Here is a 10,318-nt window from a genome sequence, read left to right on the forward strand (position 1 = left end):
GGGCACATGGCGCGTGAGATAGATGCCCTCGGTGGTGAGATGGGGAGAATCGCCGATCTGACAGGTATCCAGTTCCGCATGCTCAATAAAAAGAAAGGACCGGCAGTATGGGCACCAAGAACCCAAAATGATCGTCTGCAATATTCTATCGAGATGCGATGTGCAGTTGAAGAGCAGGAAAACTTAGAACTGAAGGAATCGGAAGTAAATGAGATCTTGGTAACCGATTCTCAGGTTACAGGAGTCAAAACCAATCTCGGCGAGAGTTATTATGCTCCGAAAGTGATCGTTTCCTGTGGAACATTCCTCAATGGTTTGATCCATATTGGCACGAACAGTTATAGTGGTGGCAGGTCGGGAGAACCGGCTGCCCTGCATCTTTCTGGCTCATTGCAACAATTGGGTTTTGAATTAGGCAGATTCAAGACAGGCACACCACCACGCATAGATCTGCGAACGATGGACTATTCTCAGCTCATCGAGCAACCTGGTGATGAACCCCCACAAGGGTTCTCTTATTATCGTGATATCAAGGTCAAAAACAGCGTAAGTTGTTATATGACCTATACAACTCCCGAAACGCATCGACTGATCAAGGATAATCTGCACCGCTCAGCACTATATGGTGGCAAGATAGAGGGAAGAGGACCCCGATACTGTCCCTCTATAGAGGATAAGATAGTCCGTTTTGCTGAACGCGAACGGCACCATATCTTTGTCGAACCAGAGGGGCTCAGGACTTATGAAGGTTATGTTAACGGCATCTCAACCAGTCTGCCACCTGACGTTCAGAAGGAGATAGTTGCCTCGATACCGGGGCTGGAGAAGGCAAAGGTCATTCGTTACGGTTATGCCATCGAATATGATTTTGTACTGCCGGGTCAGATTGATGCAGCTATGGAATCTCACCGGATCAAAGGTCTATATCTTGCCGGACAGATAAATGGGACTTCCGGTTATGAAGAGGCAGCAGCTCAGGGCTTGGTCGCCGGGATCAATGCTGTGCTCAGTCTCGATAAAAAGCCGATCTTAACCTTCTCCCGCAGTAAAAGCTATATTGGGGTCTTGATAGACGATCTGGTGACCAAAGAGACCCATGAACCCTATAGGATGTTCACATCTCGGGCAGAGTATCGTCTCTCCTTACGGCAGGATAACGCCGATGAGAGAATGATGCCGATTGGATATAAGCTTGGTCTGGTATCTGAACAACGATGGCAAAGATTTCAACAGGTGCAACAGATAATGGAGCGGGAACTGGAGAAGTTGAAAACCAAGAACACAAATAAAAACAATAACCTCAAAGAACCGACCCGTTTGATCAATATATTGAAACGCCCCGATATTAATTATAGCGACTTAAGGGAGTATGGTTATCATATTCCGCGAGATGTCACACCTGAGATCCAAGAGAGAATAACTCTGGAAATCAAATATGAAGGCTATCTCAAGAGACAGGACGAAGATATAAAAAAATTCGAAGTGTTTGAGAATCTTACAATACCAGCTGATCTGGATTACATGGAGATCAAGACTATTGCTACAGAGGCGAGGGAGAAACTGGACCGGATCAAGCCAGTTTCAATAGGGCAGGCAGCGAGGATCTCCGGGGTGAATTATACTGATATTAATGCTCTACTGGTTTATCTTAAAAAAAGGATTAAAAAAATAACCACGGATCAACACGAATGAAAAATGATTAACACAGATGCCTCAGCGGAATAGAAAAATCGACAGAGAGAGAAAATACTAAGAGACTGAGCAAAAGCCAGCGTTCCGATATCTTCATACACTTTTTCTTTTTTATCCGTCTGATCTTCTTTTTCCGTTAAATCCGTGTTCTATTTATTTTTTTCCATATTATCCCAAAATTCCTAACATCTAAAACCTAGTCTTTTATCTGTACCTCCGTGGTCAATTATCTTCCTGCTATTCTTTAGTTAGAAAGAAAAAACTTGAAACAATATCGCCTTATATTTCTTATCTTTTCAGAACAAGATTATAGTTAACATTATAAAAATACCGGAAGAGGTAAGATGAAAGAGACAGAATATTATCCTCATAAGAGAGCAACTCAGTTACGGGTTGGAATAGTAACGATCTTAGCCCTGATAATACTTTTTGTCGGTTATGGCTGGCTAAGAGATTGGTTTAATCAGGGGCGTTACACTCTGATACAGGTTAGATTTCTCAATGCCGGTAATATTGAGCCAGGCAATCATGTAACCCTCTTTGGTGTGAGAAGTGGCAGAGTCGAGAGCATCACTATGACTGAGAGAGGTGTGATCCTTAATCTTTTGGTCGATATTGATTTCCAGTTACCGATCGATACCAAATTCTATATCAGTGATTCTGATCTGATGGGTAATCGTCAGGTAGATATTATCCCGGGCATTTCACCGAAAATGATGCCGCAAGGTCATATATTTAGCGGCCAGAATCTTGCCGGTCTATCGTCCCTTATTCCTAGAATTGATGGCATTATCAGTAATTTGGATCAGATGATAACTAGAATAGCGATGCAGGATGAACTGTTTACCAATCTGCATGATACAGTGATATCCTCCAAAAAAGTAATGGAGTCGCTGGACAAATTTTTCAGCGATAATTACGATGAGATTGAAGGTATTGTCACTAATCTCAATCAAACTACGAGTGAATTAAATGCAATTTTCAGTGATGAAGAAACCAATATTAGAAGTACTTTCCAGAATATCTCCCAAGGTGTTGATGATTTAGAGGATATTCTGCAAAAGCTGAATAATCTGCTCGATAATATTGAACCCTTAGTAACCAAATTGAACGATGAAGATGGTACTTTGCACTATCTACTAACCGAAAAAGAGCTTTATGACAAGCTGTTGGATTCTACAGCGCAGATAGATTCTCTACTCTATGATATCAGGCAGAATCCGAGAAGGTACTTTCAATTTAGACTATTTTAAAAAGAGTTATTAGTTATCAGGTACTAGCTATTAGTGAAGCCAAAGGAAGGAGAAGCAAGTCCTTTGGTAGCAAAGCAAGTTGAAAAAACATTAACCACGGAGGCACAAAGGGCACAGAGGACACGGAGAAAAGATTGAGATGCTCCAGCGGAAGGAATAGCAGGAAGAACATAGAACACGGATTTGACGGCAAAAATAGATTAAACGGATAAAAAATGTATTAGAAATAAGTGTATGAAATTATCGGAACGCTGGCTTTAGCCGGCTGGTTCACCGGCTTTAGCCGGTCTGGAAAAGGGTAATAAGGCACAGACTAAAGTCTATGTTACTAATTATTGTCATCCTGAGTGTTCTGCTGAGAGCTTCTTGCTTTAACTGGCAGCAGAATGTATCGAAGGAGAAAAGGGTAGCAAGTCCATTGGAAGTAGAGCAAGATTTGGAACACCGACTGAAGATGTAAATTAAAATAGTAAGATAGGAAGATAAAGAGAGTTAAATAAATATGAAGGATTCATTGATCAAGAAAAGTTTACTAATTGTCTTATTATCATTTCTCTTGATAATACCGTTGTTAAGTTATACCTTTGGCAAGAATAAGGTTCAAGTTGAAAAACTGGAATGGTCAGTAATGCAGACCATTCATTTTGATATCTATTTTCCCAAAGGTGCTGATGAATTTGGACAAACAGTTGCCCTGATGGCGGAAGAGGCATACTATTATCTGCAAGATGCTTTTCAGACACCGCTGTATACCAGAATACCTTTGATCTTTTACGAGTCACACCGTGAATTTCAGGTCACTAATATCATCTATCAACTTCTATCGGAAGGAGTAGGTGGCTTCACTGAGTCGCTTCATAATAGAGTTGTCATTCCCTATGATGGTAGTTATAAAAAACTGGAAGAGACCCTGATCCACGAATTGACCCATGCCTACATCAATGCAATGGATAGTGATTTTACAGCTTCCCGTTTCTTTAATCTACCGCGGATGACTTTCCCTTTCTGGTTTCAGGAGGGACTTCCGGAATATCTCGCTATCGGTGGTGAAGATAACTATAACAACATGTTTATCATGGATATGGTATTTAATAGTTATCTCTATCAATTGGAAATTGTTGGTGGTTATTATGCCTACCGTCTCGGTGAATCTTTTTTAACTTATATAGACGAAACCTATGGCAGGGAATACGTAATGCGCTATTTCTTTGCTACCCGCACAGCCGGTTCTATTGATAATGCCACACAGCGAGTTTTCGGGATGACTTTTGAATCTTTACAGAACCGTTGGCGTAATCATCTTTTACGAAAATATACCCCTTATCTACAGACCCATACTGTTCCCTATGAAAAATATGAAAGACGCACCGACCACAATAAAGATGGGTCATATTTCAATTTTGCTCCCCGTTTCTCACCGGATGGGAGAAATTATCTTTATTTTTCGAACCGAAACCAAAGAATGAGCATCTGGCGAGGATACCCTATTGATATTTTTGAAGAGCAGTTAATTCTGCGAGGGGAAACTACCGGACGGTTTGAGCAGTTCCACTTTCTGAGAAATAATATCAGTTGGTTTCCCGATAGTAGACGCTTTTCTTTCGTGGCTAAAACAAAGGCAGGTGATGTTATCTATATTGCCGATGTTACGACCGGCAAAGTACTGGAAGCACATGAAATGTACGATTTCGATGCTATCTATGAGATAGATATCTGTCGCGAAGGGAACAGAATTGTTTTTTCAGGGCAGAAAGAGATGCGCAATAATATCTATTACATGGATATTCAAACGCGAGAAATTACTCAGATAACTACTGATCAATACTATGATCATCAACCCCGTTGGTCTCCTGACGGAACCAAGATCGTCTTTTCATCTGAAAGAACTATTTCCCCGGAACATAAATATGAACACATCTTTAACCGGCTGACCGATCAGATCTATTATTATGATCTCAATGAAGAGAAATTCTATCAGGTCACAACTGACGAATTTAGCAATCATTCACCTGCATGGGATTCAACCGGCACGAAGATCCTTTTTATCTCGGAAGAATATGATGTTAACAATTTTCATATTATAGATCTCGAAAACGGTAAAAGAGCACATGTAACCCGTACTTTGAACGGGGTATTCAGTGGTGATCTGAATTATAATGACTCTCATCTAATTTTTTCTGCCTTTTATAATAACGGTTGGGATATCTATTTCGCTAATCAGCCACTGGCTAATCTTGATTATCAGGATTACGGTTTTCCTCAGGAAGTTGAGTTAATAGACGATTTCACAGAACGATTTAGTTTATATCGTTTTAAGTTTTATGGAAGACGCGATGAAGAGGGACGTAGATCAAACAGAGAATATGATATCGAAAGAACCGAAACCAGCTTTTTCCGAGTGAGACGAGATATAACTCTCGATAAGAGACCGGAGGAGATTAAAGTTCCAGCTATTGAGCCCTATCGGGTTAGATTTTATCTCGACCGGCTCTGGGGTGGAGCAGCTTATTCTTCAACGTATGGTACGTATGCTACTCTGCAACTCGGATTGAGTGATGTCATGGGAGACCATACGATCGGTATCCAGTTGGGTATTGCCGGAAAAATTAAAGATTCCGACTTCATTTTCACTTATCTCTATCTTCCGCGTAGAATAGATATCGGATTTGGTGGATTCTATCTCACCGATGATATTCTCTATTACTATCCAGTTCCTAATGTATATATCAATGTCAGAGAAAACGATGTCGGCATTTATACCCTATTTCGTTATCCCTTAAATCGGTTCTGGCGTCTCGATTTTGAAAATCTGCTCTATAGTAGAACTGAGTTATACGAAATATGGAATCCCTATGTTGGCGTATGGGAAGAGATAGGAACCGATAAAGACCTGATCTATTCTCCTCAGATCAGGATAGTCCATGATAATATCCTCTGGGGAGTTACTGGTCCGCTCAGTGGCTGGAGAGCCTATCTGGCTCTAAACCGCTCTTTTGCTACTGATTATCATAACTACTTTACTGCCCATACCGATCTGAGAAGCTATACCCTTTTTGCTAAACGCTATTCATTAGCTGCTCGGCTGTTTGCAGGTTTCAGTAATGGTGATAGACCACAATCTTTCCGGCTTGATGGATATCATGGTATTCGCGGACTGACTGAAGAGCAACGGGGTCATAAGAAAGCTGTATCAACCCTAGAACTGAGATTTCCCTTTATAGATCAATTAAGAATGGCTTTTCCATTACCCATGACATTGTACCAGCTACGGGGTAGCGTATATACCGACTTTGGTGCCGTGTGGGATAATCATAAAGATTTTAAGGGCGCTTCAGACGGAAGATTAAAAGATCTGGTACTTGGGTTTGGGCTCGGACCACGGGTCAATCTCGGATTCTTTGTCCTGAAATTCGATGTCGCTTGGAGTACCGATTTAGAAAATACAAGTAAGCCGACGTACTATATCAGTATTAATGAAGAATTCTGATAACTAAAAGAAGCAAAGCAAGCATTGGACCACAGATACACACAGATAAAAGTAGAGTTTAGTGTTATGTGTCATGGGTTACGGGAAAAACTAATTAGAAGAAATGTCAAGGATATTGGAACGCTGGCTTTACATGAAAAGTAATCTAAGTATTGATGGTGTTGATCAAGAATGTAGTCTTCAAGACAACTGTCATCCTGAGTGTTCTGTTGGATTCTTCTTGCTACACTTAACGACAGAATGTATCGAAGGAGGAAGTGTATTCAATGATCTTTTTTATAATGTCGCTCTTCGATACAACACTTGGATAGAAAAGTATGAAGCTATTCCAAGTGCCACTCAGAGTGACAGTCGTATTATACACTTTTCATTTTCAATTGCGAAAGCTTGCTTTCAGGGATGTTTAGCCGGCAGTATCAACGGCTTCAGCCGGTCTGAAATGATAAGAAAGGCAAAAACTAAAGCCTATAATACAGAATGTGTCGAACCTAGGAAATTCCTTCTTTGTGGCTGCTTCCGAGCTCGGCGAAGCCAACAAAGGAGGAAGTGTAAGGAGTTAATTAACATAGCTTCAGTAACCACTCATGGTTACAATAAGAAGGTCAATTCGCATTAGTGTAAAATAAACAATGCACTCTGAGGTGTTAATATGAACAAACTAATGGTCAGTCTTTCCGGGATCAGAGGTATCTTTGGCGATACCCTAACTCCGGAAATAGCTCTTAAATATGCAGCCCATTACGGGATCTTTTGCAAGCGGAAAACGATTATAGTTGGTCGTGATTCTCGCACCAGCGGTGAAACGATCCTGAATGCGGTAATATCCGGCTTGCTAAGTGTCGGAAGTTCGGTCATAGATCTCGGTATTGTATCCACTCCCACTCTCTTATTAGCAGTTGAACAATCTGAAGCTGAGGGTGGTATATGTATCACTGCTTCTCACAATCCTGCCGAATGGAATGCCCTCAAACTCTGTGGAAAAAACGGAATGTTTCTTTTCCCGGAACAGGCAGAAAAGTTCCTGGCAACTCTCGAAAAACCAATAACTTATGGCTCTTGGCAAGAGCTAAAAGGTGTTGAATGCTATTATGATGCCTCTCTGAGACATATCGAAAAGATCCTAACCATATCCTATCTTGATATCGAAGCGATCAGAGCGAAAAAGTTCAAGGTCGTTATCGATTCGGTTAACGGAGCCGGAGGAACCATATCACCGGCTCTTCTCAAAGAACTGGGATGTCAAACGATAGAGATCAATAGTGAACCAACAGGAATATTTGCCCATAATCCCGAACCATTAGCACGGAATTTAGTACAATTATCAGAGAGTGTATTAAAGCACAATGCCGATATCGGTTTTGCTACCGATCCCGATGTTGACCGTTTGTCTATCGTTTCGGAGAAAGGGGAAGCTATCGGCGAGGAGTATAGTCTACTCTTGGCAGCTAAATATATTCTCAGTAAGACAAAAGGGGATATGGTCACTAACCTATCTACCTCTATGGGTATAGACGATATAGCGGCTGAGTATGGAGTTAAAGTGTATCGCACTCCAGTTGGAGAAATAAATGTCGGTAAGAAGATGCTGGAGATAGGAAGTCCCATAGGAGGTGAAGGAAATGGAGGCATTATTTGTCCAGAAGTGCATTATACTCGCGATGCACCGGCAGGAATGGCTATTATCCTCGCCCTCTTGGCAGAAAAAGGAGAATCCCTTGCACAGATAGTGTCTCACTTGCCTAAGTATTACATCTGCAAAGATAAGATAGAAGTAGAACCTCAACGTATTGATGATATTATGTTTAAAGCCGAAAAGATATTCCATGACCGGCAACTCGATAAGACGGACGGACTGAAGATCATTGGTGATAAACATTGGATTCATATTCGTAAATCAGGAACTGAACCTATCATTCGTGTCTATGTAGAAAGCAGCGACCAACAGGAAGCTGATAGACTTTGCCGGCAAACAGTTGAAAAATTGCTGGAGTAAGAAATAGCAAGTTCATTGGCAGCAAAGCAGAAAAATAGTGATCTGTGTCCTGTTGCCAGTGACCTGAAAAAAACCGGCGGGTGGCATAGCAAGCTTTAAAAATTATGCCCAGTAGGGGTATGTCATAAGATAACCAGATACTTCAGTGTCTGGGATCAGGATTATCTAAATCCACCACCCATCTAAATGGTACGGAGCTCTATACCTACTGTTCAAGGTATGCTATCCTTTTTCCGGTCTTTTTCTACTTACTACATACTATCTACTACTTACTTTTTTTTCGCTCAGTCTCTTAGTCTCTCCCTCTCTCTAGCGATTTTTCCCTTCCGCTGGAGTGTCTCAATCTTTTCTCCCTGTCCTCTGTGCCCTCCGTGCCTCCGTGGTTAATAATTGCTTGCTTTGCTTCCAATGGACTTGCTATCCTTCTTCCGATTTTTACTTACCTACCTACTATTTACTCCCTACTAACTCTCTTCCTCGCCCTTTCTCATCAACAATACACCGATAAATCCCTCCAAGGATCAGAACAATCCCCACAAACTGTAAAGCGGAGATCTTTTCTCCCAAGATCAACCAAGATAATCCAGAAGCCAGAAAGGGTTTAAGAAAAAAAATCATTGAACCGTTACCGGTTGATATATTCTTCAGCCCGGCAAAGTAAAAAACATAAGCAGCCACAGTGACGAACAAGCCGAGATAGATGATATATTTTATGTTAGTTCCGTTAATAACAAACGTCATATCAAGACCGATGATGATGCTAACAACGAGTAATACCAGAGCGCCAACAACAAAAGAAACTTCATTAAACAGAAGATTTCCATAGATCAGGATCTGTTTTTTCGCTAAGACAGTAAACAGAGCAAAAGTAACTGATGCCAAAACTCCAAAAAAGAGACCTAAAGAGGGGTTGGTACCTGTAACTAGCGAGGGTAAATCTCCCCTGATAACAAAGATGATTCCCGAAAAACCAAGAACTATGCCTAAAAGCATTCCCCTGGAAAGTCGTTCCTTCAGGATAACAGTCGCAAAAAAATAAACAAAGATCGGATTACTACTGATCAAGATGGCACTGGTTGATGCCTTTCCGTAGTAAACTGCCAGTTGCAGGAAAAGCATTGCTCCGACAACATTGACTATCCCCGGGAGACTAATTCTTATAATATCGGTTAGATTCAAGGTAAGCGATCCTTTCTTTTCAAAAAAAGTTGTAAATGGCAAGAGAACAATAAAACCGATTAGAAAACGGACTATTGTTATCATTGCCGGTGATATACCAGTTCCAATCAGTTTACCTACTAACTCATTGGTAGAAAAGAAAAAAACAGCTATGAAACAATATAGATAACTAATTCCCTTCAAGCTAACCTCGTCATTTTTTGCTGTCTACTTGTTGATAATCCAAGGACTATTGTCAAGAATAGATACTATAATTTGTGCGAGTAATGTGTTAATTTACTGTGACATATACTTTAATCTGTGAAGAAAAAGGCGGTTCGTGAACCGAGGAAATTGCTTCATTGTGGCTGCTACCGAGCTCGACGAAGTCATCGGTGCCATATGATAGCCTGCTTAGTCGCAGGCAATGGGCCGAAGACCCATTGAATGGCTGGCGGTAATAGATCCATCCTATTCCAGACACTGAAGTATCTGGTTATCTTATGACATACCCCTACAGGGCATGATCTTTAAAGCTTGCTATACTCTTCAAAAAACCCGGAACGTTAGTGATGAGTAGCATGCCGGAGCATTAAAAAAGGGCGACCACCGGTCGCCCCTACAATGCATTACAAGATCCTTTTTGTTTTTTATCCGTGTCTATTGTTTTTTATTCGTGTTCATTCGTGGTCCAATGCTTGCTTTCCTTCCGCGGGAGCGTCTAAATCTTTTCTC

General features: G+C 41.0%; 7 protein-coding genes. 6 read left to right on the plus strand and 1 reads right to left on the minus strand.

What is annotated here, in order from left to right; genetic code table 11:
• The 6 genes from mnmG to glmM all read left to right on the plus strand — a co-directional run.
• On the plus strand, positions 1-1,692 hold a 1,692-nt coding region (gene mnmG / locus K0B81_09230), incomplete at its 5' end, for a tRNA uridine-5-carboxymethylaminomethyl(34) synthesis enzyme MnmG (protein MBW6516777.1).
• 344 nt (positions 1,693-2,036) lie between these two features.
• Positions 2,037-2,945 carry an MCE family protein gene (locus tag K0B81_09235; GenBank protein ID MBW6516778.1) on the plus strand — a complete coding sequence of 303 codons (909 nt, stop codon included), beginning with the start codon at positions 2,037-2,039 and terminating at the stop codon, positions 2,943-2,945.
• Positions 2,946-3,267: 322 nt separating this feature from the next.
• A complete protein-coding gene (locus K0B81_09240; protein MBW6516779.1) occupies positions 3,268-3,405 on the plus strand; it encodes a hypothetical protein in 138 nt (45 codons plus the stop codon).
• A gap of 42 nt (positions 3,406-3,447) precedes the next feature.
• Positions 3,448-6,432 (plus strand): BamA/TamA family outer membrane protein, encoded by a 2,985-nt coding sequence (locus tag K0B81_09245; protein MBW6516780.1) that lies wholly within the window; start codon positions 3,448-3,450, stop codon positions 6,430-6,432.
• Positions 6,433-6,535: 103 nt separating this feature from the next.
• On the plus strand, positions 6,536-7,048 hold the full coding sequence (locus tag K0B81_09250) for a hypothetical protein (GenBank protein ID MBW6516781.1): 513 nt from the start codon (positions 6,536-6,538) through the stop codon (positions 7,046-7,048).
• Positions 7,049-7,081: 33 nt separating this feature from the next.
• Positions 7,082-8,425, plus strand: a complete 1,344-nt coding sequence (glmM, locus tag K0B81_09255; protein ID MBW6516782.1) for a phosphoglucosamine mutase — start codon at positions 7,082-7,084, stop codon at positions 8,423-8,425.
• Between the two features lie 450 nt (positions 8,426-8,875).
• On the opposite strand, the gene K0B81_09260 is transcribed toward glmM, so the two are convergent.
• Positions 8,876-9,787 carry a DMT family transporter gene (locus tag K0B81_09260; GenBank protein ID MBW6516783.1) on the minus strand — a complete coding sequence of 304 codons (912 nt, stop codon included), beginning with the start codon at positions 9,785-9,787 and terminating at the stop codon, positions 8,876-8,878.
• Between the last annotated feature and the right edge of the window lie 531 nt (positions 9,788-10,318).

It is taken from the genome of Candidatus Cloacimonadota bacterium (assembly GCA_019429305.1).
In the GTDB taxonomy this organism is placed as follows: Bacteria; Cloacimonadota; Cloacimonadia; order Cloacimonadales; family JAJBBL01; genus JAHYIR01.

Excerpts from the sequence above, each read along its gene's own strand:
- K0B81_09235 (MBW6516778.1), top strand. The coding sequence starts at position 2,037 with ATGAAAGAGACAGAATATTATCCTCATAAGAGAGCAACTCAGTTACGG.
- K0B81_09250 (MBW6516781.1), top strand. The coding sequence starts at position 6,536 with ATGTCAAGGATATTGGAACGCTGGCTTTACATGAAAAGTAATCTAAGT.
- glmM (MBW6516782.1), top strand. The coding sequence starts at position 7,082 with ATGAACAAACTAATGGTCAGTCTTTCCGGGATCAGAGGTATCTTTGGC.
- K0B81_09240 (MBW6516779.1), top strand. The coding sequence starts at position 3,268 with ATGTTACTAATTATTGTCATCCTGAGTGTTCTGCTGAGAGCTTCTTGC.
- K0B81_09245 (MBW6516780.1), top strand. The coding sequence starts at position 3,448 with ATGAAGGATTCATTGATCAAGAAAAGTTTACTAATTGTCTTATTATCA.